This window comes from Nonomuraea sp. NPDC049695 (assembly GCF_040674955.1).
GTDB lineage: Bacteria > Actinomycetota > Actinomycetes > Streptosporangiales > Streptosporangiaceae > Nonomuraea > Nonomuraea helvata.
In genome coordinates this window covers 174213-197954 of the sequence record NZ_JBFANV010000001.1, presented here as the reverse complement: position 1 = coordinate 197954, position 23742 = coordinate 174213, and the positions used below count along the sequence as shown (strand labels likewise).

The 23742-nt window shown below is 71.0% G+C and carries 23 protein-coding genes; 17 read left to right on the top strand and 6 right to left on the bottom strand.

Going from position 1 to position 23742, the window contains the following annotated elements; translation table 11 throughout:
* The first annotated feature begins 146 nt into the window (after positions 1-146).
* Positions 147-980, top strand: coding sequence for a MerR family transcriptional regulator (locus AB0J64_RS00840; protein ID WP_364018600.1), 834 nt, complete (start codon positions 147-149; stop codon positions 978-980).
* A 207-nt stretch (positions 981-1187) separates the two neighbouring features.
* Here AB0J64_RS00840 and cydB read toward each other — a convergent pair whose 3' ends face one another.
* From cydB to AB0J64_RS00825, 3 genes are all read right to left on the bottom strand, one after another.
* Positions 1188-2105, bottom strand: coding sequence for a cytochrome d ubiquinol oxidase subunit II (cydB, locus tag AB0J64_RS00835; RefSeq protein ID WP_364018598.1), 918 nt, complete (start codon positions 2103-2105; stop codon positions 1188-1190).
* 24 nt (positions 2106-2129) lie between these two features.
* Positions 2130-3473 (bottom strand): cytochrome ubiquinol oxidase subunit I, encoded by a 1344-nt coding sequence (locus AB0J64_RS00830; protein WP_364019186.1) that lies wholly within the window; start codon positions 3471-3473, stop codon positions 2130-2132.
* Positions 3474-3680: 207 nt separating this feature from the next.
* Positions 3681-4496, bottom strand: a complete 816-nt coding sequence (locus tag AB0J64_RS00825) for a polysaccharide deacetylase family protein (protein WP_364018596.1) — start codon at positions 4494-4496, stop codon at positions 3681-3683.
* Between the two features lie 172 nt (positions 4497-4668).
* On the opposite strand from AB0J64_RS00825, the gene AB0J64_RS00820 reads away from it, so the two are divergent.
* Genes AB0J64_RS00820 through AB0J64_RS00805 form a run of 4 tightly spaced genes read left to right on the top strand, consistent with a single transcriptional unit; the run spans position 4669 to position 7382 of the window.
* Positions 4669-5316: a carbon monoxide dehydrogenase subunit G gene (locus AB0J64_RS00820; RefSeq protein ID WP_364018594.1), complete on the top strand. Its 648-nt coding sequence runs from the start codon at positions 4669-4671 to the stop codon at positions 5314-5316.
* A gap of 44 nt (positions 5317-5360) precedes the next feature.
* Positions 5361-6257, top strand: coding sequence for a hypothetical protein (locus AB0J64_RS00815; protein WP_364018592.1), 897 nt, complete (start codon positions 5361-5363; stop codon positions 6255-6257).
* 35 nt (positions 6258-6292) lie between these two features.
* Positions 6293-6964 carry a DsbA family oxidoreductase gene (locus tag AB0J64_RS00810; protein WP_364018590.1) on the top strand — a complete coding sequence of 224 codons (672 nt, stop codon included), beginning with the start codon at positions 6293-6295 and terminating at the stop codon, positions 6962-6964.
* A 10-nt stretch (positions 6965-6974) separates the two neighbouring features.
* On the top strand, positions 6975-7382 hold the full coding sequence (locus AB0J64_RS00805; RefSeq protein ID WP_364018588.1) for a MarR family transcriptional regulator: 408 nt from the start codon (positions 6975-6977) through the stop codon (positions 7380-7382).
* Here the strand turns inward: AB0J64_RS00805 and AB0J64_RS00800 are convergent.
* Positions 7350-7970: a thymidine kinase gene (locus tag AB0J64_RS00800; protein WP_364018586.1), complete on the bottom strand. Its 621-nt coding sequence runs from the start codon at positions 7968-7970 to the stop codon at positions 7350-7352. The genes AB0J64_RS00805 and AB0J64_RS00800 overlap by 33 nt on opposite strands.
* A 152-nt stretch (positions 7971-8122) precedes the next feature.
* Between AB0J64_RS00800 and AB0J64_RS00795 the strand changes: the two genes are divergently transcribed.
* From AB0J64_RS00795 to AB0J64_RS00775, 5 genes are all read left to right on the top strand, one after another.
* Positions 8123-10123: a hydantoinase/oxoprolinase family protein gene (locus AB0J64_RS00795; RefSeq protein ID WP_364018584.1), complete on the top strand. Its 2001-nt coding sequence runs from the start codon at positions 8123-8125 to the stop codon at positions 10121-10123.
* Entirely contained in the window at positions 10116-11924 is a 1809-nt protein-coding gene (locus AB0J64_RS00790) for a hydantoinase B/oxoprolinase family protein (protein ID WP_364018582.1), read from the top strand. The genes AB0J64_RS00795 and AB0J64_RS00790 overlap by 8 nt, the downstream gene beginning before the upstream one ends.
* Positions 11925-11938: 14 nt before the next feature.
* A complete protein-coding gene (locus AB0J64_RS00785; RefSeq protein WP_364018580.1) occupies positions 11939-12823 on the top strand; it encodes a Gfo/Idh/MocA family oxidoreductase in 885 nt (294 codons plus the stop codon).
* An 83-nt stretch (positions 12824-12906) separates the two neighbouring features.
* Positions 12907-13914: an NAD(P)-dependent oxidoreductase gene (locus tag AB0J64_RS00780; RefSeq protein WP_364018578.1), complete on the top strand. Its 1008-nt coding sequence runs from the start codon at positions 12907-12909 to the stop codon at positions 13912-13914.
* A gap of 32 nt (positions 13915-13946) precedes the next feature.
* Positions 13947-15002: a dihydrodipicolinate synthase family protein gene (locus tag AB0J64_RS00775; RefSeq protein WP_364018576.1), complete on the top strand. Its 1056-nt coding sequence runs from the start codon at positions 13947-13949 to the stop codon at positions 15000-15002.
* A 357-nt stretch (positions 15003-15359) separates the two neighbouring features.
* On the opposite strand, the gene AB0J64_RS00770 is transcribed toward AB0J64_RS00775, so the two are convergent.
* Complete coding sequence (locus tag AB0J64_RS00770; protein WP_364019184.1) at positions 15360-16586, bottom strand: hypothetical protein; 1227 nt, start codon at positions 16584-16586, stop codon at positions 15360-15362.
* 39 nt (positions 16587-16625) lie between these two features.
* Between AB0J64_RS00770 and AB0J64_RS00765 the strand changes: the two genes are divergently transcribed.
* The 5 genes from AB0J64_RS00765 (at position 16626) to AB0J64_RS00745 (ending at position 21758) form a co-directional block, all read left to right on the top strand.
* Complete coding sequence (locus AB0J64_RS00765; RefSeq protein ID WP_364018574.1) at positions 16626-17777, top strand: DegT/DnrJ/EryC1/StrS family aminotransferase; 1152 nt, start codon at positions 16626-16628, stop codon at positions 17775-17777.
* Between the two features lie 87 nt (positions 17778-17864).
* Complete coding sequence (locus AB0J64_RS00760) at positions 17865-19109, top strand: extracellular solute-binding protein (RefSeq protein ID WP_364018572.1); 1245 nt, start codon at positions 17865-17867, stop codon at positions 19107-19109.
* A 33-nt stretch (positions 19110-19142) separates the two neighbouring features.
* Positions 19143-20009: a sugar ABC transporter permease gene (locus AB0J64_RS00755; protein ID WP_364018571.1), complete on the top strand. Its 867-nt coding sequence runs from the start codon at positions 19143-19145 to the stop codon at positions 20007-20009.
* On the top strand, positions 20006-20872 hold the full coding sequence (locus tag AB0J64_RS00750) for a carbohydrate ABC transporter permease (RefSeq protein WP_364018569.1): 867 nt from the start codon (positions 20006-20008) through the stop codon (positions 20870-20872). The genes AB0J64_RS00755 and AB0J64_RS00750 overlap by 4 nt, the downstream gene beginning before the upstream one ends.
* Before the next feature lie 10 nt (positions 20873-20882).
* A complete protein-coding gene (locus tag AB0J64_RS00745; protein WP_364018567.1) occupies positions 20883-21758 on the top strand; it encodes a dihydrodipicolinate synthase family protein in 876 nt (291 codons plus the stop codon).
* 31 nt (positions 21759-21789) lie between these two features.
* Here AB0J64_RS00745 and AB0J64_RS00740 read toward each other — a convergent pair whose 3' ends face one another.
* A complete protein-coding gene (locus AB0J64_RS00740) occupies positions 21790-21939 on the bottom strand; it encodes a hypothetical protein (protein ID WP_364018565.1) in 150 nt (49 codons plus the stop codon).
* 146 nt (positions 21940-22085) lie between these two features.
* Between AB0J64_RS00740 and tnpA the strand changes: the two genes are divergently transcribed.
* The gene (gene tnpA / locus AB0J64_RS00735; RefSeq protein WP_364018563.1) at positions 22086-22511 is read left to right on the top strand and encodes an IS200/IS605 family transposase; all 426 of its coding nucleotides are present in this window, start codon (positions 22086-22088) and stop codon (positions 22509-22511) included.
* A complete protein-coding gene (locus tag AB0J64_RS00730) occupies positions 22504-23718 on the top strand; it encodes a transposase (RefSeq protein WP_364018561.1) in 1215 nt (404 codons plus the stop codon). The genes tnpA and AB0J64_RS00730 overlap by 8 nt, the downstream gene beginning before the upstream one ends.
* The last annotated feature ends 24 nt before the right edge of the window (positions 23719-23742 follow it).

Genomic DNA, 23742 nt, shown 5'->3' with positions numbered 1-23742 from the left:
TGGGCGGCGTGGGGCCGCCGTACGGCGGGCTGATCCGGCGGCAGGCGCACCCACGCCGGCGGCCACGCACATTGCCTGCGGGCCCCTGGAGCTTGACCCTCACGTAACGTGAGGGGCCAGGCTGAGGGCGGAAGGAGGGGGAACCCGTGGGGTACTCGGTCGGGCAGGTAGCGCGGCTCGCCGGAATCACTGTGCGCACCCTGCACCACTACGACGAGATCGGGCTGCTTTCGCCCAGTAGGCACAGCGTGTCCGGTTACCGGCGCTACACCGAGCCCGACCTGGACCGGCTGCAGCAGATCCTGTTCTACCGCGAGCTCGGGTTCTCCCTGGAGGAGATCGTGGTCATCGTCGACCAGCCGGGTGAGGACGCCCTCACCCATCTGCGCCGCCAGCGTGCGCTGCTCAGCCGGCGGGTCGGCAGGCTCCAGACGATGATCGCCGCCGTCGACAAGGCCATGGAGGCACACACAATGGGAGTCAGGCTGACCCCTGAGGAGCGGTTCGAGGTGTTCGGCGACTTCGACCCGGACGAGCACGCCGAGGAAGCCGAGGAGCGGTGGGGCGGCAGCGACGCGTTCGAGCAGAGCCGCGGCCGCGCCGCCTCCTACACCAAGCGGGACTGGCAGCGGATCACCGCCGATGCCGCCGACATCCTCGCCGAGTTCGTCGCCGCACACGCGGCCGGCGAGCCGCCGCAGGGCGAGCGGGCGAGGGCCGCGGCCGAGCGGCATCGGCGGCACATCGCCGCCTGGTTCTACGACTGCTCGTACGAGATGCACAGAGGGCTGGGCGACATGTACGTCGCCGATCCCCGGTTCGCGGCCCGCTACGAGAACGCCGCCGAGGGGCTGGCCCAGTGGGTGCGCGACGCCATCCACGCCAACGCCGCGGCGGGCGGCCTCGGGAACGCCGAGGACACGGAGGAAGCAGAGAACCTGGAAAATGACTCCGGGGGTGCGGGGCGCGTTACCCGCTGATCGCGCCATGCCCGTCCGCAGTGCCGCGCCCCGCACCGCTGGGCGGCGAGCTTCCCGTTCGCCCTACGGCGTGCGGGGCCGCGCTGGGCGGTGGGCTTCCCGTTCGTTCTACCGCAGCGCAGGGCCTGGCACTACGGCGTCATGGCCGGTCGCGTACGAGGCCGGCCATGACGCTCGGTCCGATTCCCTGACACGTGAGGGCCTTGATCAGCGGGAGGGGACAACCTGGACGGGCTTCTTGGGCGGTGTCGCCTCCGTGCGGACCCGCTTCCTGAAGACCCAGTACGTCCACCCCTGGTACACCAGCACGAACGGCAGCGTGATCAGTCCGATCCAGCTCAGGATCGTCAGCGTGTACGGGCCCGAGGCCGCCTCGGCCAGGGTGAGGCCGGGGAGCGGCTGCAGGCGGAGCTCCATGAAGACCGCCAGGGTGGTCAGGACGACGGCGCCGGCCGTGGCCGCGAAGGCCCAGCCCTCGCGGCGGCGCCAGATGAGCGCCGTGGCCGCGGCCAGGGAGGCCATGGCGGCCAGCGCCGGGAGCGAGCCCAGGCCCGACAGTGCCGCCACGGCCACCGGGATGGCCGCCCCGCTCGCGGCCAGGGCGGTGACGCGGGCGCGGCGGCGTACCGGGCCCGTGGTCTTGAGCGCCAGGAAGACGGCGCCGTGCAGGGCGCACACCGCCAGCGTGAACGCGCCCCCGAGCAGGGCGGCGGGCAGGCTGTCGTAGAGGAGGTCGGCGAAGACCGCGCCCCACAGGAACGCCGGGAGCGCGCTGCCGGCCACGATGCCCAGATCGCACCAGCGCGGGTCGGCCACCTTGCCGCGCCACTCCAGGCCGACGCCGCGCACGATCAACCCCACCAGGACGAGCGTCACCGGCAGGTAGAACGTGCTGAACACGCCCGCGTACCAGGCGGGGAAGGCGGCGAACATGGCGCCGACGGCGGTGATCAGCCATACCTCGTTGCCGTCCCACACCGGGCCGATGGTCTCCAGGCTCTGCCGCCGCTCCTCGGCGCTCCTGCTCACGATCGGCGCCAGCATGCCGACGCCGAAGTCGAAGCCCTCCAGCACGAAGTAGCCCGTCCAGAGGAAGGCGATGATGACGAACCACAACTCGATCATTGTCGTACCCCTCAGTACGTCAGCTCAGTACATCAGCGACGGCTCGAGCCGCTCGGCCGCCGGTGCGGGCTCACGCTCCTCGACGCCCTTGCGGACATGCCTGGTCAGCAGCACGCCTTCGGCCACCGCGAGCGCGCCGTACAGGAGCGTGAAGATCGTCAGCGAGGTGGCCACCTCGGCCAGGCTCACGCCGGGCGACACACTGGAGGCGGTGAGCAGCTCGCCCGCGACCGTCCACGGCTGGCGGCCGATCTCGCTCAGCAGCCACCCCGAGATCACCGCGACCAGCGGCAGCGGCAGGGCGAGCAGCAGCGCCCGCGACAGCCACCTCGGGAACTCGCGCCTGCGCCGGGTCAGCCAGAGGCCGAGCACCGACAGACCCACCGTGGCCATCCCGAACACGATCATCACCCGGAACGACCAGAACACGACCGGCTGGTTCGGCCGGTAGTCGCCCGGGCCGAACTGCTGCTCGAAGCGGCGCTGCAGGTCCTCGGTGCCCTGGACGGCGGCGTCGGGGTCGTGGTCGGACAGGAGGCTCAGCAGGCGGGGGATCTCGACGCCGGGCACCACGGAGAACGCCGCGCCCGCCGTGTCGCGCTCCAGGCCCTCGGCGGAGGCCAGCTTCATGGGCTGCTGCTCGTACATCAGCCTGGCGGACGTGTCGCCGGTGCCCGCGACGACGGCCCCCGCGATCGCCGTCATCACCAGCGCGGCCCTGGCGGCGCTGCGCCACATCGGGGCGCGCGTCCTGAGCAGCCAGTAGCCGCTCACGGCCAGCACGAACCCGCCCGCCACGACGAACGCCGCCCCGATCACGTGGGGCACCTGCGCCAGCGCCGTGGAGTTGGTGAGCACGGCCCACAGGTCGGTCATCCTGGCCTTGCCGTCCACGACCTCGTAGCCGACGGGATGCTTCATCCAGGCGTTGGCCGCGAGGATGAAATAGGCCGACAAGTTGGACCCGATGGCGGCCGCCCAGATGCACGCCAGATGCGCCTTCTTCGGCAACCGCTCCCAGCCGAAGATCCACAGCCCCAGGAACGTGGACTCCATGAAGAAGGCCAGCAGCGCCTCCATGGCCAGCGGCGCCCCGAAGACGTCGCCGACGAACGTGGAGTATTCGCTCCAGTTCATCCCGAACTGGAACTCCTGCACGATGCCGGTGACCACGCCCATGGCGAAGTTGATCAGGAACAGCTTTCCGAAGAACTTCGTGAGCTTCAGGTATTGGTCCTTGCCCGTGCGGTGCCAGGCCGTCTGCAGGCCCGCCACGAAGATCCCCAGACCGATGGTCAGGGGCACGAACAGAAAGTGGTACACGGTGGTCACCCCGAACTGCCACCGCGCCAGGTCAAGTGCGTCCATCATCCTCGTCCACTGCGTGAGCTCTACAAGCCGTAGTACATCTACTTGAAGTAGTACTACAAGTCGTAGAGCTATGCGATGCGATGTGCTGCGAGCTTGGTCACATCGCTGTCCCCTGGTTGTCGCTGCGTACCGAGGATCCCGTGTCCGGCCGGCCCGGCGCGTCAGCTGACGGGTTGATTCATCCGTACGTCCGCAGGCGGACCCTCAGCGGCGGGGGGCCGCGGCGTCCAGGTACGCCTGGAGGTTGCCCAGCTCGTACCCGCGGCGCTTGATCTTGTTGACCAGAATGCGGAAGTCCCTGGCCAGGTTGGGGCGGAAGTGGAGGAGCAGGATGTCGCCCGGCCTCAACCTCTTGTCGGGCACCTGATAGGCGATCTTGCCGCCGGGCTGGACGGTGGCGGTCCAGAGCAGGACCGTCTGGATGCCGCAGCTCTTGGCGGCCCTGAGCGTGTCGGTGTTGTAGTTGCCGAACGGCGGCCTGAACAGCGTGGGCCGGTCGCCCAGCTCCTTCCTGAGGACCCGGGAGGCGCCGCAGATCTCTCGGCGCTGGGCGTCGTGGGCGAGCAGGCGGAGGTTGGGGTGGGTGAGGGTGTGGTTCTCGATGGGTACGTGGGCGTCGCGGAGCTGCCGGAAATATCCCCATTTCCCGGCGCCTACGTACCTTCCTGGGCCGCCTGCGAGGTCCGGGGTGCCCCTGGCCTCCACGGCGTCGCGCATGGCGAAGGCGGTGATGGGGACGCGCCGGTCGCGTACCTCCCTGAGGAAACCAGGGTCCTGCTCCCAGCCGTCGTCGATGGTCAGGAAGACGACCTTGCGCTTGGTGGGGATGGAGCTGATCACGGGCGGGAGGTCGCCGGTGTGCTCGATCGGGCGCACCTCACCCTTGCGCGGGCGCACGCCCGGCCGGGTCTGGGGGTCGGCGGTGGATAACTCCGACGGCTTCGCGGACGGGCCTGCGGACGGGTTCCTGGAAGGGGCGGGGGTCCCGGCGGGGGCACACGCCATGGCGAGGGCCAGCACGCACGCGACGGCAGCCGGCCGGACGGCTCCCCTCGCGGGACGCTCTACAGCCGATGTACGTAGCCCCGTGCGCATGGGGCACCATCCTGCCAGGCTTGATCGCTTAAGACGCGCCGTTCCTCTGTCAGGTGTTGCCCTTATCCGTGACGTCCCGGCTGCCTAAAGTGGCCGCATGAAAGTGGCGGGTAGTGCCGTGATCGGCGTTCAGAGGGACCGGGTGTGGGCGGCGCTCCAGGATCCCGCGGTGCTGGTGCGCACCATTCCGGGGTGCGAGCGCCTGGAGGAGACCGGGCCTGACACGTACCGGATGACGGTCAACGCGGGCGTCGCGTCCATCAAGGGGGTCTACCAGGGGGAGGTGGCGCTGGCCGATCCGCTGGCGCCCGAGAGCTTCACGCTCAAGGCGCGGGGACAGGGCGCGCCCGGGACGGTGGACGCCACCGTCCTGGTACGGCTGAGCGAGGTGGAGGACGGGACCCGGGTGGACTACGACGCCGACGCGGTGATCGGCGGGATGATCGGCGGGGTCGGGCAGCGCATGCTCGGCTCGGTGGCCAGGCGGACGGCGGGGGAGTTCTTCTCGGCGGTCGAGGATCATCTGCGTGCCGGCACGCCCGCGGAGGTCGGTGAGGCCGCGGGGGCGGGTGCGCATGTGCCCGCTCAAACGAGTGTTGGGGGTGCCGTTCACGAGCGGCCCGCCAAGCGGCACACCGAGACGCGGCCGTGGGTGATGCTGGCGTCGTTCGGGATGGGGGCGGGCATCGCGCTCACGGGCGTCGCGGTGGGCTGGCTGCTCGGACGGGCCTCCCGGCGCCCTTGAGGGGGGCTCTCGCGGAAAAGGATCTCCGGGCGTAGCGTGGCTGTATGCGGCAGGCACACGCGGAAGACGCACGGACCGAAGCCAGGCGAATCGTACGCAACCTGCTGGGCGACGAGCGCCCCACAGCCGAGACCCTGATGGCGGAGGTGCGCCCGGCGCTCGGGGAGGAGCGGACCGCCCGCGCCCTCGAGCTGGCGCTGGGCGCCTCGCTCACCCGGCGGTCGGCCGAGCTGGCGGCCGTCGCCGCGCTGCTCGTCGGCACCCGCGAGCTGGGTGAGCAGTGGTGGAGCCGGCCGAGGGGCGACAAGCTGCCGGCCCCCGACGAGGTGGTGCGTACGGCGGTCGCGATCGAGCCGTGGACCGATCTGACCGCGCTCGAGATGCTGGCCGCCTGGATCGCCGACGACGCCGCCGACCAGATGTGGGGCCGGCCGGTCGCCGAGGTCGACCTCAACTCGTGGCAGGCCGAGGACCGGTTCGAGCTGCCGCCGGGCGTGCAGCCGGGGCAGCGGCTGGTCGTCCACTTCGACGCCGGCGGGCGGCTCGACGCTGTCGTCACCCGGCGGCCCGACGACGAGCTGGGGTCCAACCTCGACTTCCACTCCCTGCGCTACTCCCGGCCCGCCGAAGCCCAGTGGAGCTGGGGCGTGGCGGCGGGGCTCGGGCCGCACCGGCTGCCGGGCGAGGACCCCGACCCGTACACCCGGGAGGTGCCCTCCGCCGCCGTGGGAGTCCTGCGTGCCTGGGCGTTGCGGCACGGCGCCACCCGCGAGCAGCTCGGCGAGCGGTGGGAGACGGTCGGCGACGTGGTGGCCGCCATCGAGCGCGTGGACTGGATGTGGCGCAGCGGCGAGTGGTTCGGGTGGTGGCGTGGCGCGTCGGCGCTGGTGGACGACTCGGCCTACCTTCCGTACCGGCTGGAGGAGCTGGCCGCGGGGTAGGAATCATCGGCGGCGCCGGGCGGTTGCCCATAGGCGTGAAGGTTGAGATTTTCTCCGACGTCGTGTGCCCCTGGTGCTACATCGGGCACGTCAGGTTCGCCAAGGCCGCCGAACGGTTCCGCGCCAAGGGCGGCACGATCGACGTGACGATGCGCCCGTACCAGCTCGATCCCGACGCCCCCGTGGAGGGCGAGCCGCTGATCCCCGCGCTGGAGCGGAAGTTCGGGCCGAACGCGCGCCAGATGGTCCAGCGGGTCACCGGCGCCGCCGCCGGTGAGGGGCTGGAGATGGACTACGACCACGCCGTCAGCGCCAACACCTTCGAGGCGCACCGGCTGATCGAGGTCGCCCACCGGCAGGGACGCGGCAAGGAGATGACCGAGCGGCTGTTCCGCGCGTACTTCAGCGAAGGGCTGAACGTGGCCGACGCGGACGTCCTGGCCAAGCTGGCCGCCGAGGTCGGGGTCGAGGACGGTGGCGAGGGCGCCGAGCAGGTGCGCGAGCAGCTCGGCAGGGCGCGGGCGCTCGGGATCAGCGGGGTGCCGCTCTTCCTGTTCGAGGGCAAGTACGCGGTGTCGGGCGCCCAGCCGGAGGAGGCTTTCGCGGCGGCGATAGACGAGGTGGCGGAGCGCACCGGCCAGACGCCGATCACCCAGCTGGCGGCCCCGGCCGACGGGTGCGACGACGACGGGTACTGCGCCGTGTGAGAATCGTGACGTGTCGCGACCTCGCCGCCTCGGTTATCTGCTCAAGCATGCCGGCCTGCGCCTGGGGGAGCTGACGGGCCCGGCGCTGGAGCCGTACGAGATCGATGGGCGCGAGTTCGGGGTGCTGTCGGTGCTCCGCACGCCGGAGCCGCTCTCCCAGCTGGAGGCCGCCCAGCGGCTGGGCATCGACAGGACGACGATGGTCGCCCTGCTGGACGGGCTGGAGCGGAAGAAGCTCGTCGGGCGCCGGCCGCATCCCGGCGACCGGCGCAAGAACATGGTCGAGCTGACCGAACACGGCCGCGAGGTCCTCGAGGGGGCCACGCGCGCCGTGGAGACGGCAGAGGAGCAGTTCCTCGCCGCCCTGCCCGGCGACGACGCGCGGCTACTCAGACAGCTGCTGGACCGCCTCGTCTGAGCCCTCTTCTGTGCCCTCGCCGAGCAGGCCGGAGCGGTGGTGGCGGCGGCAGAGCACCTGATAGCGCACGTGCGAGGCGTCGGTGTCGCCGATCACGACCTGCTCGCCCGTGCGCGCCATCACCCCGCCCACCACCCTGGCGTTGAGCTGCCCGGGACGCCCGCACCAGCACAGCACCTCGACCTGCAGCCGGCACACCTCGTCGGCCAGCTCGAACAGCCGCTGCGCCGCCGGGAACATCACCGACCTGAAGTCCGAGGCCAGCCCGAACGCGTAGACGTCCACGCCGTGCTCGTCCACCAGGTCGGCGAGCTGCTCGATCTGCTCGACGGTGTAGAAGCAGGCCTCATCGCAGATGAGATAATCGATGCGGTCGCGGGAGGTGACCAGCCGCACGAGGTCGAGCGAGTCCTCCACCTCGATGGCCTCGAGCCCGAGCCCGATCCGGCTGGTGACCTTCGGGCCGCCGGAGCGGTCGTGCTTGGTCAGCACCAGGCCGCGCCTGCCCTGACGTCCGTGGTTGTAGTTCATCTGGAGCGCCAGCGTGGACTTTCCGCAGTCCATGGGGCCGAAATAAAACTTGAGCACGGCATCCCTGGCGCCAGAGGGCACGGCAGACAACGCAGACAGTTCGGTCACGGGGGGCCAGCTTAGTGGCTTGGCTTGTTCCATGACCTCGTGGGACATTTCTCCTCTGGAGTTCGCAGGAGGAACAGTGGTCACCGGCCAACCGAGGAGCCATGCGTAACGTCCGTATCGGAGTTGACACCGGGGGAACGTTCACCGACGTGGTGGCGGTGGACGAGGAGACCGGCGAGCTCCTCAGCACCAAGACCCCTTCGACGCCCGCCAACCCGGCGGACGGGTTCGTCGCGGGCATCGCGAAGCTCGGCGCGCTCGACATCGGCTCGATCGTCCACGGCACCACCGTGGCCACGAACCAACTCCTCGAAGACCGGATCTCCAACCTCGGGTTCATCACGACCGAGGGGTTCGAGTTCGTCCTGGAGATCGCCAGACAGAGCGTGCCCGACGGCTACGGCAACTCCTACTTCTGGGTCAAGCCGCCCCGCATCGTCCCCGCGCACCTGGTCAAGACCGTCGGCGGGCGGCTCGACCACCGGGGCGAGGAGGTGTGGCCGTTCGCGGAGGAGCAGGCCGCCGAGGTGGCCCGCTGGTTCAAGGCCAAGGGCGTCACCGCGATCGGGGTCTGCTTCCTGCACTCCTACGCCAACCCCGAGCACGAGCGCCGCATGCGCGAGGTGCTCTGGCGCGAGCACCCGGAGGCGGTGATCTCGCTGTCCAGCGACGTGCTGCGCGAATACCGCGAGTACGAGCGCTCGGTCACCACCCTCGTGGACGCCGCCGTCAAGCCCGCCATGCGCGGCTACATCGCCGGCCTGTCCAACCGTCTCGGCAAGCCGTTCTCGGTCATGAAGTCCAACGGCGGCATCCTGTCCGCCCGCGAGGTCGTCAACCAGCCGATCACCACGGTCCTGTCGGGCCCGGCGGCGGGCGCGCTCGGCGCGGCGCTCATCGCCTCCACGGCGGGGCACACGTCGGTGATCACGCTGGACGGCGGCGGCACCTCGACCGACGTGGCCGTGGTGATCGACGGCGAGCCCTCCGTCACGACCGAGGGCTCCGTCGGCCGCTACCCGTGCAAGATCCCGATGATCGACATCATCACCGTCGGCGCGGGCGGCGGCTCGATCGCGTGGATCTCGCCCGAGGGCACGCTCAAGGTCGGCCCCAGGTCCGCCGGCGCCGACCCGGGGCCCATCTGCTACGGCAGGGGCGGCACGGAGGTGACGGTCACGGACGCGCACGTGTTCCTCGGCCGGATCCCGCCCCACCTGCTCGGCGGCGAGATCCCGCTGGACGCCGACGCCGCGCGCGGCGCGATCGAGGCGCTGGCGGACAAGCTCGGCCTGACCCCCGAGCGCACGGCGACCGGCATCCTGGAGATCAGCGCGTTCAACCAGAGCAACGCGATCAGGCAGCTCACCGTCAAGCGCGGGCTCGACGTGCGGGACTTCCCCCTGGTGACGTTCGGCGGCTCAGGCCCGCTGCTGGCGTGCCGGCTGATCGACATCCTCGGCCTGCCGGCCGTCGTCATCCCGCGCGACCCCGGCAACGTCTCGGCGTTCGGGCTGCTCACGGTGGACGTCAAGAACGACTACGTCCGTACGTACGTCACCCGCGAGCTCTCGCTCGGCAAGGCGGTCGAGATCTTCCACGACCTGGAGCATCAGGCGGGCGAGGCCCTCGACCGGGAGGGCTTCGACGACCCGGTCTACCTGCGCAGCGCCGACCTGCGGTATTACGGCCAGGCCTACGAGGTCAGCGTGCCCGCCCCGGCGGGCGAGATCGACGACGACTGGCAGGCCGAGGTGGTCAACCGCTTCCACGAGGCCCACGAGAAGCTGTACGGGTACGCGTACCGGGAGGATCCCCGCCACGGCGTCGAATGGGTGAACCTGCGCGTCTCCGGCATCGGCCCCATCACCCGCCCGGCCATCCGGCGCCTGGAGCAGGCCGGCACGGGCGCCACCTCGGTACGTCCGGTGCATTTCGACGAGACCCGCGACACCCCGATCCACCAGCGCGCCGCGCTCGGCCCCGGCGCCGTGATCAAGGGCCCGGCCGTGATCGAGGAGTACGGCTCGACGATCCCCGTCCACCCCGGCTTCACCGCCAAAGTGGACCAGTACGGAAATGTGGAGGTCCGCCGTGACTGATCCGATCTTGGTGGAGATCGTCGAGGGCACGCTGGCGTCCGTCGAGAAAGAGGTCGAGACGGCCATCGCGCGTACGGCCCGCTCGCCGATGATCCGCGACGCGCACGACTTCCGCGCGGGCATCCACGACGTACGCCTGCGCAAGCTCACCGGCCGCTCCTACAGCGCGCTCGTCCAGCCGGTCGTGCGCGACTTCCCGATCGAGACGATGCGGCCCGGCGACGTCTACTTCCACAACGACGTCTACCTCTCCGAGGGCGGCATCGGCCACCTGCCCGACCTGTGCGTGACCGTGCCCGTCTTCCACGAGGGCTCCGTGGTCGCGTTCGTGCAGGCGTTCGGCCACCACGACGACATCGGCGGGTCCGTGCCCGGCTCCATGCCCTCGCACGCCAGGTCGGTGTTCGAGGAGGGCCTGATGGTGCCGCCGATCAAGCTGTGGGACCAGGGCGTGCCGAACGAGGCGGCGCTGCGCATCATGACGCGCAACTCCCGCATGCCCGACTCGCTCGCGGGCGACCTCGACGCCGAGTGCTCGGCCTGCCTGATGGGGGCGCGGCGGCTGGGCGAGCTGTTCGACCGGTACGGCAGGCAGGCCGTCGAGGAGTGCTTCGACGCGATCATCTCCAGCACGACCGAGACGTTCCGCAGGGAGCTGCTGGCCAAGATCCCCGAGGGCACGTACGTGTGGGAGGACTACGCCGAGCACGACGGCGTGGACGAGCCCCGCCTGCACGCCCAGCGCATCACCCTGACGGTCGACCACGCTGCCGAATCCCCGCTCACGATCGACTTCACCGGCACGTCGCCGCAGGCCAAGGGGCCGATCAACCACGCGGGCGACTACGCCGACGGCGTCTTCCTGAAGAAGTGGCTGGCCCCGGTGCTGCGCAACCTGGCCGACACGCCGGAGCGCATGGCCGAGCTGGACGTCAACGAGGGCGTGGTCCCCCTCATCAAGATGATCTTCCCGGAGAAGGGCACCCTGCTCACCCCCGTCTTCCCGGCTCCCACGAACGCCCGCACGTTCGTCATCCTGCGCCTGCTCGGCGTGCTCGCCGGCGTGCTGGCCAAGGCCACGGGCGGGCGGATGCCGGCCGACCAGGAGACCATCCGCTACACCGGCGTGTACGGCACGGACGCGGGCGACCAGCCGTACCTGATGCGCGAGGTCCTGGGCGGCGGCTCCGGCGGGCGCTGGTACGCCGACGGCGAGGACACGATCCACGTCGTGCCCGACTCGCGCAACATCCCGGTGGAGTTCGCCGAGGCGCGCTGGCCCTTCCGGGTGGAGCGGCTGGCGCTGGCCTGCGACTCCGGCGGGCCGGGGATGTTCAGGGGCGGACTCGGCTACGACAAGCACATCAGGATGCTCAGGGACGCCTCGTACATGTCCATCGCCGACCGCTCGATCCTGTCCTGCTGGGGCGTCAACGGCGGCCTCGCCGGGCGGCCCTTCCGGGTGGAGATCGCGGGCAAGGAGATGGAGGGCCTGGTCGACGACCATCCGGTGCAGGCCGGTGAGCTGATCCGCATCCGTACGACCGGGGGCGGGGGCTGGGGCTCCCCGTACGACCGGGACCCCCGGGCGGTGGCGGCCGACGTGCGGGACGGCAAGGTGTCGATCGCGGGCGCGCTGGGCGACTACGGCGTGGTCCTCGACGGCGACCGCATCGACGAGCAGGCCACCGCCGAGCTCCGCGCCCGCCTGCGCCCGCCGGCCGACCGCTTCTTCGACCGGGGGCCGGGGTACGCGAAGCTCTCGGGCGGACGGTCGTTCGCCGAGGTGGACGAGCTGTAGAAGGAGTCCGGAACGTGCGTATCGTCCTCGCTGGCCTCGCCACCAGCCATCCGTACACCGACGCCCGCACCCTGACCCGCCACGCCGAGCTGGTGGTGTGGGAGCCGGACCCCGAGCGGCTGCGGCGCTTCACCGACGAGCACCCGGCGGCGAAGGTGGCCGGCAGCCTCGGCGAGGCGCTGGCCACCGGGCCCGACGGCGTGGTGCTGACCGTGCCCAACCCGCAGGTGCCCGAGGCCCTGGCGCGGGTGCTGGAGACCGGCGTGGCCTGCTTCGTGAACAAACCGGCCGCCGCCAGCAGGGCCCAGCTCGACGCGCTCGACCGGCTGGCGATCCACGAGCGGGTGCTGTCGGGCTCGGTGCTGAGGTTCGCTCCCGCGTTCGCCGGGACCCGGATCGATCCCGGCGAGGTGCTGGCCGTGCGGGCCACCGTACGGCACGACGTGGGGCTGTGGGCGGACGGCTACAACGCCTGGCAGGACACGCCGGGCGAGGGCGGCGGGACCATGGTGACCATGGGCGTCCACGGCGTGGAGCTGCTGGTCGCCCTGCTCGGGCCGGACGTGCGGCTGGTGGGCGCCGCCGGGGCCAAGCGGCACTACCAGGGCCTGCGCTCCGAGGACACCGGCGTGATGGCGCTGCGGTGGGGGAGCGGCGTCACCGGGACGGTCGAGATCCTCGGCGTCTCCGAGGGCGAGTCCTACGCCGTCACCGTGCACCGGCGTGACGGCTCCGACACGATCGTGATCGAGAGCGGCGACGACCCGCTCAAGGGGCTCGGGTACGAGGGGACCATCGAGGCGTTCCTCTCCATGGTGCGCGGCGCGCCCAGCCCGGTGCCCTGGGAGCAGACGAGGGCCATCCTCGAGGTGCTGGTGGCCGCCCGCGAGGTCGCCTGACGCACTTGCGCGTACCCGTTGACAGCCGAAGTCTGCGCCAGTTACGGTCTGGACCGTAACTGGAAGACGGAGGAGATACGCGCGTGCGCACGACAGCGGAACTCGAGGAGCGCCTTGCGCGGCCCAGCCCCGGGCTCGTGGACGATCTGGGCGGGCTCGACGGCGACATCCTGATCCTGGGCGCCGGCGGCAAGCTGGGGCCGAGCCTGGTGCGGCTGGCGCTCAACGCCACCGGCGGCAACCGGCGGATCATCGCCGTCTCGCGCTTCTCCGAGCCGGGGCTCGCCGAGTCGCTGGCCGAGGACGGCGCGACGGTGGTCTGCGCCGACGTGGCCGACGAGCGGGCGCTGCGGGACCTGCCCGACGCGCCCAACGTCGTCTTCCTGGTCGGCGCCAAGTTCGGCACGCAGGGGCGCGAGCACGCCACCTGGTTCACCAACGCGTACCTGCCCGGACGGGTCGCCGACCGGTTCAGGGACAGCAGGATCGCCGCCCTGTCCACCGGGAACGTCTACCCCCTCGTCCCCGTCGCCGGCGCCGGCAGCACGGAGGACTCTCCGGTCGGGCCCGTGGGCGACTACGCCATGAGCTGCCTGGGGCGCGAGCGCGTGCTGACCCACTTCTCCGAGACGTACGGCACGCCGATGTCGCTGATCCGCCTCAACTACGCGGTCGAGCTGCGCTACGGCGTACTCGTCGACCTGGCGCAGAAGGTGCTCGCGGGAGAGCCCGTCGACCTGGCGACAGGGCACGTGAACGTGGTCTGGCAGGGCTACGCCAACGAGGTGACGCTCCGGTCGCTGGCGCTGGCCGCCACGCCCCCGTACGTCCTCAACGTGACCGGCCCCGAGCTGCTCTCCGTGCGCCAGGTCGCCGAGGCCCTCGGCGCGGCGCTGGGCAAGGAGCCGGTGTTCACCGGCGAGGAGGCGCCGACCGCGCTGCTGTCGAACGCGGGGCGCTGCCACCGCCTGTTCGGCTACCCGGAGCTCACGCCCGCCGAGCTCGTCGAGCACACGGCGCGCTGGGTGGCGGACGGCGGGCCGCTGCTCGGCAGACCCACCAAGTTCGAACGGCGCGACGGCCGCTTCTGACCCGCTCACTCATGACAGAAGGGGGACCTCACGTGCTCAGCACGGCTCCAGAGGCGCAGACGTCCGTGCGCGATCTGTTCAGGCGCGGCCTGGTGATCCCGGCGCATCCGCTCGCGCTCACCGAGGACAGGAAGCTGGACGAGCGCCGCCAGCGGGCGCTGACCCGTTACTACGTCGAGGCGGGCGCGGGCGGGCTGGCGGTGGGCGTCCACACGACGCAGTTCGCCATCCACGGCACCGGCCTGCTGCCGCCCGTGCTCGAGCTGGCCGCGAGCACCGCCGGGGAGTTCGACCGCGAGGTGGTGCTGGTGGCCGGGGCGACCGGGACCACGTCCCAGGCGGTGGCGGAGGCGGAGCTCGCCAGGTCGCTCGGCTATCACATGGTGCTGCTCAGCCCGTGCCGGGAGCTCGACGAGAACGGGCTGATCGAGCGGGCCAGGGCGGTGGGGGACGTGCTGCCGGTGATCGGCTTCTACCTGCAGCCGGCGGTGGGCGGCCGCCCCTTGTCCCGAAATTTCTGGACACGGCTGGCCGCTGTGGAATCCGTGGTGGGCATCAAGGTCGCCCCCTTCGACCGGTACCGCACGCTGGACGTCCTGCACGGCGTCGTACGGGCGGGGCGGGCCGGGGAGGTGGCGCTCTACACCGGCAACGACGACCACATCCTGGCCGACCTCATCACCACCCACCGGGTGGTGGTGGACGGGCGCGAGGTGGACGTCGAGTTCGTCGGCGGGCTGCTCGGACAGTGGGCGGTGTGGGTGCGGCGGGCCGTGGAGCTGCTGGAGCAGGCCAAGCTCGCCCGGGGCGGGGACGACTCGGCGGTACGGCGGCTGCTCACGCTGGACGGCCACCTGACCGACGCCAACGCGGCCATCTTCGACTCGGCCAACGGGTTCCACGGGTGCATCCCGGGGATCCACGAGGTGCTGCGCCGTCAGGGGCTGCTGGCGGGGCGCTGGTGCCTCGACCCCGGCGAGGAGCTGTCCCCTGGGCAGCTCGACGAGATCGACCGGATCTGGGGCGCGTACCCGTGGCTCCGGGACGACGACTTCGTCGCCGCCGGGCTCGACCGCTGGCTCTCCTGACCCCATGCCTGCCCGCCCCGCGCCCGGTTGCCCTGTGCCCGCGATTGTCGCCCTCGGGACGCGCCACTGCCGCGCGGCACGTGCCCGGCCCCTGCGCGTGGGTGCGTGTTGCGCCGGTTGCCGCCGTCCCGGTGCCCGCCGCACCGGTGCTGGATGGTGGTGCGGGCCACATGGGACGCGGCGGCGGATGGGGCGCTCGCCGTCGCGGTCGTACGCGCCTGCAAGCGGCCGCGTGTCGCGAGGGCGGGTCGGTGTTGCGGGTGCGGCCCGCGTACCGTGCGGGTGGGCGCTCTCGTGGTGAGGCGTGCCGTGTGGTCGGACCCCGGCTCGTGGGCCAGGCGGGCCGGAGGGTCGAGATCAGAGGGTGAGGCGGTAGAGGGTCAGGGGGCGGCCGCTGGAGCCGCTGGTGAGGTTGCCCGTGCGTTCGGCCAGCCCCGCCAGCTCCAGCCGGTGGAGCATGCGCCGGGCCGTGCGCTGCTGGACGCCCAGCCGGTCGGCGATCTCGCGGGTCGTCAGCGGCTCCTCCCCGGCCGCCGCCCGCGCCTCCAGGAGCTTCTCCAGGGTGGACACCGACAGGCCGACGCGCCGGGCGATGACCGACAGGTTCTGCGCGCCCGCCGGGGCCGAGGTGACCGACTCCAGGACGATGTCCGTGTCCGCCCGCAGCGACAGCACCGCTGCCACCTCGCCGATCCTGCGGGCCCTGGCCAGGGCGCGGCGGGCCAGGCTCTCGGCCTCCGCCGCGCTGCGCCCCAGGCCGAAACCGACCCGGACCGCGTCGTTCTGGGCGGCCAGCCGCCCCAGCATGGGCAGCCCCGTGAAACCGCCCGTGGCGTCGTGCAGCGGGCCGCGGGTCGTCACCAGCAGGTGCGTGCCGCCGCGGAAGGCGGCCAGGGTGCCGCCGAGCGCCGTGGCCTCACGCAGCAGGCCCTCCTCGTTGGCCACCTCGATCAGTCCGAGCGCGATCTGGGCGTCCTCCTGCGCCTGCCCCTCGGCGGTCAGCATGAGCTGGCGCAGCGCCACCCGTACCGAATGGACCGACGGGACCAGGCGCAGCACGTGCAGCTCGTCGCGGAGAGCCTCGTGCACGGAGCTCAGGCAGGTGATCACCGCGTGCGCGGTGCCCTTGCGGTGGAAGGCGATGGCCTTCTTGGAGGTCATCTCCGGCCGGTACGGGAGCGTGCGCAGCTCGGCGGTCGGCAGCCCGGCCTCGGCGAACGTGGCGTTGACGTCGGCGGCCGACAGCGTGTCGATCGACAGCCGGGTGACGTCCTGGCCCTCGTGCTGCAGGCGCACCAGGGCGCTGAGCAGCGTCGCGCCGGAGTAGTCGACGAACGCGGCCGGACGGGTGAGCGCCTCGGCGTCGCGGGAGAGCATGTAGGGCACGATGCCGGTGAACAGCCATCCCTCGACGGCGGTGGCGTGCGCCTCGACGATCGCGGGCGCCTGCGACTCGTGGTCGTAGTCGAGGCGCAGCGTGCTGACGCCGGGCTGCTCCTCGCAGACGGCCGCGACGTCGTCGACCAGGTCATGCGGTCCGACGACCCCGATGACGATTCCCACCCACGCCTCCCTCTCGCTCATTTCGGTCAAGACCGCAACTATAACTTGTGAGGTGCCCCCGTGAAGTTCCCGTCCATGGCAGAGGCGGACGGCCGCACGCTCGGCGACGAGGAGGTGGCCGCCGCCGAGCGGGTGATCCGCTCCGGCATGCTCAACTCCGTCTGGGGGACCGAGGCGCGGGCGCTGGAGCGCGAGATCGCCCGCGTGTACGGCACCCGCCACGCGGTCGCCTGCAGCTCCGGCACCGCGGCCCTCCATCTGTCGGTCGTCGCGGCCGCGCCGGACCCCGGGGACGAGATCATCACGACACCGATCACCGACTTCGGGACCGTGGCCCCCATCTTGGCGCAGAACGCCGTTCCTGTCTTCGCGGACGTGGATCCATCGGACGGCAATCTCGATCCGGACGCGGTGGCCGGGCTCATCGGCCCCCGTACGAGGGCGATCATGGCGGTCCACCTGTTCGGCGCGCCCGCCAGGGTCGGTGAGCTGCGCGCGCTCGCCGACGAGCACGGCCTGACGCTGATCGAGGACTGCGCCCAGGCCTGGCTGACCGAGCTCCCGGACGGCCGGCTCGCGGGGACGGCAGGCCAGGTGGGCTGCCTCAGCCTGCAGCAGTGGAAGCACATCACCTGCGGCGACGGCGGGGTGGCGATCACCGGCGACGACGAGCTGGCCAGGCGGATGCGGCTGTTCTCGGACAAGGGCTGGGACCGCGCGGCCGGCCGGTCGCATGCCGCCTTCGGGCTCAACTACCGCATGACCGAACTCCAGGCCGCCGTGGCCCGCGCGCAGCTCGCCAAGCTGCCCGGCGTGGTCGCCGCCCGCCGCCGCACCGCCGTACAGCTGCTGGACGCACTGAAGGGCCTCCCAGGGGTACGGCTGCCGCGCCCCGAGGGCCACGCCTGGTGGCTCTTCCCGGTCGTGTGCCCGGACGGGGACGCGCCCGAGCTGGCCGCGCACCTGGCGGCGGCCGGGATCCCCGCGCGGGCCGGATACCTCGCCGAGCCGCTGAACAGGGCGCCCGTGTGGGACGCGACCGTCTACGGGACCTCCCGTTACCCGCTCGACGGCTACCGGCCGAACCCCTGCCCGCGGGCCGAGCGCATGGTGGACCGTACGCTGCTGGTGATCGACTGGAACGAGAACTACACGTCCGGGCACGTCGAGCTGATCGCCGCCGAAATGACGAAATTTCGGGCTCGACCGTAGTTACGTTCATGTATCAGGCATTGACCCGGCCAAGATGCGCTCATTAGGTTTCGGTCAGGACCGGTATTAGTCGAAAGGAAGCCGCAGATGAAGAAGGCAGCGGCAGTCGGCGTCGTGGCCGCCCTGAGCCTCGCGGCCGCCGGGTGCGGATCCAGCAGCGGCTCGGACAAGAGCGCCGTGACCCTGTGGATGTATCCCGTCATCGGTGACCAGGCCAAGAGCCAGGCGTTCTGGGGCAAGGTGGAGAAGGACTTCGAGGCCGCGAACCCCACGATCGACGTCAAGATCGACCAGCAGCCCTGGGAGGGCCGCCAGGAGAAGGTCACCACCGCGCTCGTCTCGAAGAAGGGCTTCGACCTGGTGGTGCTCGGTCCCGACCAGATCCCGCAGTACGCCCAGCAGGGCACGATCGAGGCGGTGGACGACGTCGTCGCCCCGGCCAAGGCCTCCTACCTGCCGAACTCCCTGACCGCACTCACGGTCGACGGCAAGCTGTACGGCGTCCCCATCTACCAGACGATCACCGCGCCCATCTACAACAAGAAGCTGTTCGCCGACGCGGGCGTCGAGAAGGCGCCGGAGACGCTGGCGGAGCTGAAGGAGGCCGCGCCCAAGCTGGCCACCAAGAAGGTCGCCGTCCTCGACTACCCCGGCAAGCCCGACGTCAGCCTGAACCAGAGCTTCTACCCGATCCTGTGGGCCAACGGCGGCTCGGTCTTCGCCCCCGACGGCAAGACCGTCGCGTTCAACGGCCAGGAGGGTGTGGACAGCCTGCAGTTCCTGCTCGACCTCAAGGCGGTGGGCGGCCTGCCGGAGAACACCGCCAGCAAGACCAACGACATCGAGGGCGGCCCGCTGGCCGCCGGCAAGACCGCCATGTACCACGCGGCCACCGCGGGCATGGCCGACCAGCTCGCCGCCGCCATCGGCGCCGAGAACGTCGGCGTCGGCCTGCCCCTCGAAGGCAGGAAGCGGGTCGCGTTCGGCATCCCCGGAGCCCTGGTGCTGGCCAGGCACTCCGAGAACAAGGACGCCGCCAAGAAGCTCGCCACCTACCTGGCCTCGCCCGAGGTGTCCGCCGCGCTGGCCAAGGAGTCGGGCTTCTTCCCCGCCCGTACGGACGTGACCGTGCCGGACCAGTCGGCGTCCTCCAAGGAGTTCGCCAAGTCCCTGCAGTACGCCTTCCCCGGCGACAGCCACCCCAAGGCCCGCCAGGTCATGGGCGTGCTCGCCCCGCACATCCAGGCCGCGCTGCTCGGCAAGGAGGACGCGAAGACCGCGCTCGACGCGGCCGCCAAGGAGGCCGACCAGCTGCTCGCCACCGGCGGCTGAGCGCCCGCACCCCCACCGGAAAGGAAACACCTGGTGCGTCAACGCCTGCGTGACCCGGTCACCGGCCTGCTGTTCGTGCTGCCCGTGCTCGTGCTCTTCCTGATCTTCCGGATCTTCCCGTCGCTGGGCGCGGCGGGCATGAGCCTGACGAACTGGAACATCGGCGGCGAGTGGGACTTCATCGGCGCCGACAACTACGCCCGGCTGCTCGACGACGTGAACTTCTGGCTGAGTTTACGGGTCACGCTCGTGTACGTGGCGATCTACGTGCCGCTCACGCTGCTCGTGGCGCTCGGCACGGCGCTGCTGCTCAACCAGGTGGTCTTCCTGCGCGGGCTGTTCCGCGGCATGCTCTTCCTGCCGTACGTGACCAGCTTCGTGCTGGCGGGCATCATCTGGCGCTGGATCTACGAGTTCGACGGGCTGATCAACGGCCTGCTGGCCAAGGTGGACCTCGGCCCGGTGGCGTTCCTGGAGCAGACGGCTCTCGTCCTGCCCGCGCTGGCCGTGGTGTCGGTGTGGAAGGGGTTCGGCTACTCGATGCTGATCCTGCTGGCCGGGCTGAAGTCGATCCCGTCGTCGTACCTGGAGGCGGCCAGGGTGGACGGGGCGAGCGCGTGGCAGCGCTTCCGCCGCATCACGCTGCCGCTGCTCAAGCCCACGATCTTCTTCGTCGTGGTGATCGAGACGATCAGCGCGTTCCAGACCTTCGACACCGTGTACGTGATGACCGGCGGCGGCCCGGTCCGGGCCACCTACACCCTCATCTACGGCATCTACGACCACGGCTTCCGATCGTTCGACTTCGGCTACGCCGCCACGTGGGGCATGGTGCTGTTCGCCATCGTGCTGGTCGTGTCGCTGGTCCAGCGCCGCTTCCTGGATCGGGGGACCACATGACGATCACCGCCTCCCGGCCGGTCGCCCAGGTGGGGGCGGCCCGCGCGGCCCGGCGCCGGTGGTGGCGGAGCAGGTGGCCGCTCGCGGCCCTGCTCGCGCTGCTGTCGGTGCTGACCGTCAGCCCGTTCCTGGCGATGTTCGTGGTGGCGCTGTCGCCGGCGGGCCGGCCGACCGTGCCGGCGCGGTGGCCGGACTCGCTCACGTTCGACAACATCGCGCGGGTGCTGTCGGCGTCGGGGTTCGCCACATGGACGGTCAACTCGCTGGTGTACGCCGTCGTCTCCGTGGTGATCATCCTGCTCACCTCGTCCATGGCCGGGTACGCGTTCGCCAAGAAGCGCTTCCCCGGCCGCGAGGCCATGTTCTGGACGTTCCTCGCCACCATGATGGTGCCGTTCCAGGCCACGCTCATCCCGACGTTCGTGCTGGTCAACAGCCTGGACGGGGTGGACACGTTCTGGGGGCTGATCGTGCCGACGCTGGCGAACTCGCAGGCGGTCTTCCTGATGCGGCAGTTCATCCTCGGGCTGCCGGACGAGCTGTTCGACGCGGCCAAGGTGGACGGGGCCTCCGAGTGGCGGGTCTACTGGACGATCGTGGTGCCGCTGACCAGGCCGATCCTGGCCACGCTCGGCGTGTTCGTGTTCCTGTGGCACTGGAACGACTTCCTGTGGCCGCTGGTCGTCGGGCAGAGCGACGCCACCCGCACGCTGACCGTGGGGCTGACCACGCTGCGGACCGAGGAGCTGCAGCTGTCGGTGCTCATGGCCTCGGCGGCCGTGTCGGTGGTGCCGTGCCTGCTGGTGTTCTTCCTGCTGCAGCGGTACCTGGTCAACAGCATCGCGATGACCGGCCTGAAATAAGGTCTTTCGGGTGGATGTTGCTGCACGAAACCTTCGGGACCGGCTCCGGGGCGCGCTGATCGCCGCCGCGGCCACCCCCATGACGGCCTCCGGCGAGGTGGACCTGGACGTGGTCTCGCGTTACCTCGCCGGCCTGGTGGCCGACGGCGTCACCGGCCTGGCGGTGCTGGCCCACACGGGCCGCGGCCCGTACCTCGCCCCGGACGTCCGCGCCGGGGTCATCGAGCGCGCCGTGGCTCTGGGCGTGCCGGTGCTGGTCGGCGTGGGCGGAGGACCGTCCGATCCGGCGGAGCAGGCGAGCGTCGCGGCCGAGCTGGGGGCCGGCGGCGTGCTCGTGTTCCCGTCGGACGGCGACCGGGTGGCGCTGCACGAGGAGGTGTGGCGGGCGGCCCGCCTGCCGATGATCGCCTTCGACCTCTACACCCGCCCGTGCCCGGCCGGCACGCTGGGCGAGCTGCTGCGGCACCCCGGCGTGGCGGGGCTCAAGACCGCCCTGCTGTCGGACGCGATGGGCTGCCAGCGGGCCATCGCGCTCACCAGGGAGGCGGGCAGGCTGGCGATCACGGGGGAGGACCGCATGTTCGGCCCGTCCCTGCTGTGGGGCGCCGAGGCGGCCCTGGTCGGCATCGCGGCGGCGAGCGTCGGCGTGACCGCGGCCGTCCTGGAGGCGTTCGGGGGCAAGGACCTGGGCGCCTTCGTCGCGGCGTCCGGGCGGCTGGACCGGCTGGCGCAGGCCACGTTCACCGAGCCCATGGAGGGTTACGTGCAGCGCATGCTCTGGCTGGCCGCAGCCGAGGGCCGCGTGCCCGAGTCGCACGCCTATGACCCGTACGGCCCGCCCCTGCCGGAGGAGGAGCGGGCCGGGGTGATCGCCAGCTCTCGGTGAGGCTGGGCTCGAACTCGCCCTCCAGGATGGCCTAGGACTTGGTCTGGAAGTAGACGTTGTCCATCGGCCCGCCGGTCACGACCTGACGCACCAGGTCGAGGTCCAGGCCCAGGCCATTGGCCAGCGACAGCGCCTCGGCCACGGCGGCGGTCATGGAGATGCCGTAGCTGACCGCGGCCATCGTGTTCGAGGCAGGGGACCGTCGCCTTCAGGCGACGGGTGAATGCCGAGCGGGAAGGCCCGCCAGGGCCTGAGTGTGCCGTAACCGGCTGGATGGATCGGCGAGAAACCATCGCATTATAAGAACGGCGAGTTCATAATGCCGGTGTGACTCGTCAGGTGCGCACCTCCCCCGGCGCGGCGTACGACTTGGGCTACCACGTGGTGTGGTGCCCCAAGTACCGCCGTCCGGTGCTGGGCGGGCGAGTCAAGGCCCGGCTGGAAGAGCTGATCCGCGCCAAGGCCGACGAGCACGGCTGGCAGATCATCGCCTTGGAGGTGATGCCCGACCAGGTGCACCTGTTCGTCAAGCCGCACCCGAAGAATTCGCCCTCCTATGTGGCCAACCAGTTCAAAGGGTTCACCTCCCACGTGCTGCGTGCGGAGTTCCCGCACCTGCGCTCGAAGTTGCCGACCCTGTGGTCGCGCTCCTACTTCGTGGCCAGTGTGGGAGTGGTCTCGGCTGCCATGGTGCAGCGTTATATCGAGACCCAGTACGAGCGGGTCCCCAAGAAGGGGAGCGCGGATGCGTAGATCGTTCAAGTTTGTCCTGCGCCCGACCGTCAAGCAGGCCGTGATGCTGACGATGATGGTCGAGGACCACCGGCAGTTGTACAACGCGGCGTTGGAGGAACGCCGCACCGCCTACACCAAGCGGGGCGTGTCGATCCGCTACGGTGAGCAGTCCGCCCAGCTGAAAGAGATTCGCGCCGACGACGTCGACGGGCAGGGGCGTTGGTCGTTCACCAGCCAGCAGCAGACGCTGCGGCGCTTGGACAAGTCCTTCGCGGCTTTCTTCCGCCGGGTCAGGTCGGGCCAGAGGCCGGGCTACCCCCGCTTCAAGGGCAAGGGCTGGTTCGACACGGTCACCTTCGTCGAAGGTGACGGCGCGCGCTGGGACTCCCAGCCCTGCCACCCGTCCGCGACCTTCGTCCGCCTGCACGGCATCGGGCACCTGCGGGTGCATCAGCACCGGCCGGTCACCGGCAGGGTCAAACAGATCGAGGTCAAACGCGAAGGCTCGCGCTGGTATGTGATCGTCTCCTGCGACGATGTCCCCGCCGCGCATCTGCCCGTCACCGGGCGGGAGGTCGGCCTGGATGTCGGGGTGGCGCATTTCGCCACGCTCAGCCAGCCGATCGACGGCGTGACCGACGCGTGTGGACACATCGCGAACCCGCGCCACCGCAAGGCCGCCCGCGAACAACTCGCCGCCGCGCAACAGGCGTACGCGCGCACTCGGCGCGGATCGAAAAGGCGGCGGAAAACCGCACAGAAAATCGGGCGGCTGCATCGTAAGGTGGCGCGGCAGCGGACTGATCACGCCCACAAGGCGGCGCTCGCCCTGGTCCGTACCTGTGACGTGATCGTGGTCGAAGATTTGAAGATCGTGAACATGGTCCGGCGGGCGGTACCCCGTCCGAACGGCGACGGAACCTTCGCGCCCAACGGGGGATCAGCCAAGTCCGGGCTCAACGACAGTATTACCGACGCGGGTTGGGGGGTGTTCCTGACGATTCTCGCGTACAAGGCTGAAAGCGCTGGTCGCGACGTGATCTTGGTGAACCCCGCCAACACTTCCCGCACCTGCCCGAAATGCGGGCACGTCGCCAGGGAGAACCGCAAAACCCAAGCCGAGTTCGTCTGCGTCCGCTGCCGCTACAGCGCGAATGCCGACGTGGTCGGCGCGAGCAACATCAAGAGGGCCGGGCTGATCCTCCGCGACGCCCGCGCGGCGTAGCGAGAAGCCGCTCCCTTCAGGGAG

What these genes read in the sequence shown, in the direction of transcription:
- cydB (WP_364018598.1), bottom strand. Translation starts at nt 2,105, where the DNA reads ATGATCGAGTTGTGGTTCGTCATCATCGCCTTCCTCTGGACGGGCTAC.
- AB0J64_RS00830 (WP_364019186.1), bottom strand. Translation starts at nt 3,473, where the DNA reads ATGGACGCACTTGACCTGGCGCGGTGGCAGTTCGGGGTGACCACCGTG.
- AB0J64_RS00820 (WP_364018594.1), top strand. Translation starts at nt 4,669, where the DNA reads ATGAAAGTGGCGGGTAGTGCCGTGATCGGCGTTCAGAGGGACCGGGTG.
- AB0J64_RS00815 (WP_364018592.1), top strand. Translation starts at nt 5,361, where the DNA reads ATGCGGCAGGCACACGCGGAAGACGCACGGACCGAAGCCAGGCGAATC.
- AB0J64_RS00795 (WP_364018584.1), top strand. Translation starts at nt 8,123, where the DNA reads ATGCGTAACGTCCGTATCGGAGTTGACACCGGGGGAACGTTCACCGAC.
- AB0J64_RS00770 (WP_364019184.1), bottom strand. Translation starts at nt 16,586, where the DNA reads ATGAGCGAGAGGGAGGCGTGGGTGGGAATCGTCATCGGGGTCGTCGGA.
- AB0J64_RS00760 (WP_364018572.1), top strand. Translation starts at nt 17,865, where the DNA reads ATGAAGAAGGCAGCGGCAGTCGGCGTCGTGGCCGCCCTGAGCCTCGCG.
- AB0J64_RS00750 (WP_364018569.1), top strand. Translation starts at nt 20,006, where the DNA reads ATGACGATCACCGCCTCCCGGCCGGTCGCCCAGGTGGGGGCGGCCCGC.
- AB0J64_RS00740 (WP_364018565.1), bottom strand. Translation starts at nt 21,939, where the DNA reads ATGGCCGCGGTCAGCTACGGCATCTCCATGACCGCCGCCGTGGCCGAG.
- AB0J64_RS00730 (WP_364018561.1), top strand. Translation starts at nt 22,504, where the DNA reads ATGCGTAGATCGTTCAAGTTTGTCCTGCGCCCGACCGTCAAGCAGGCC.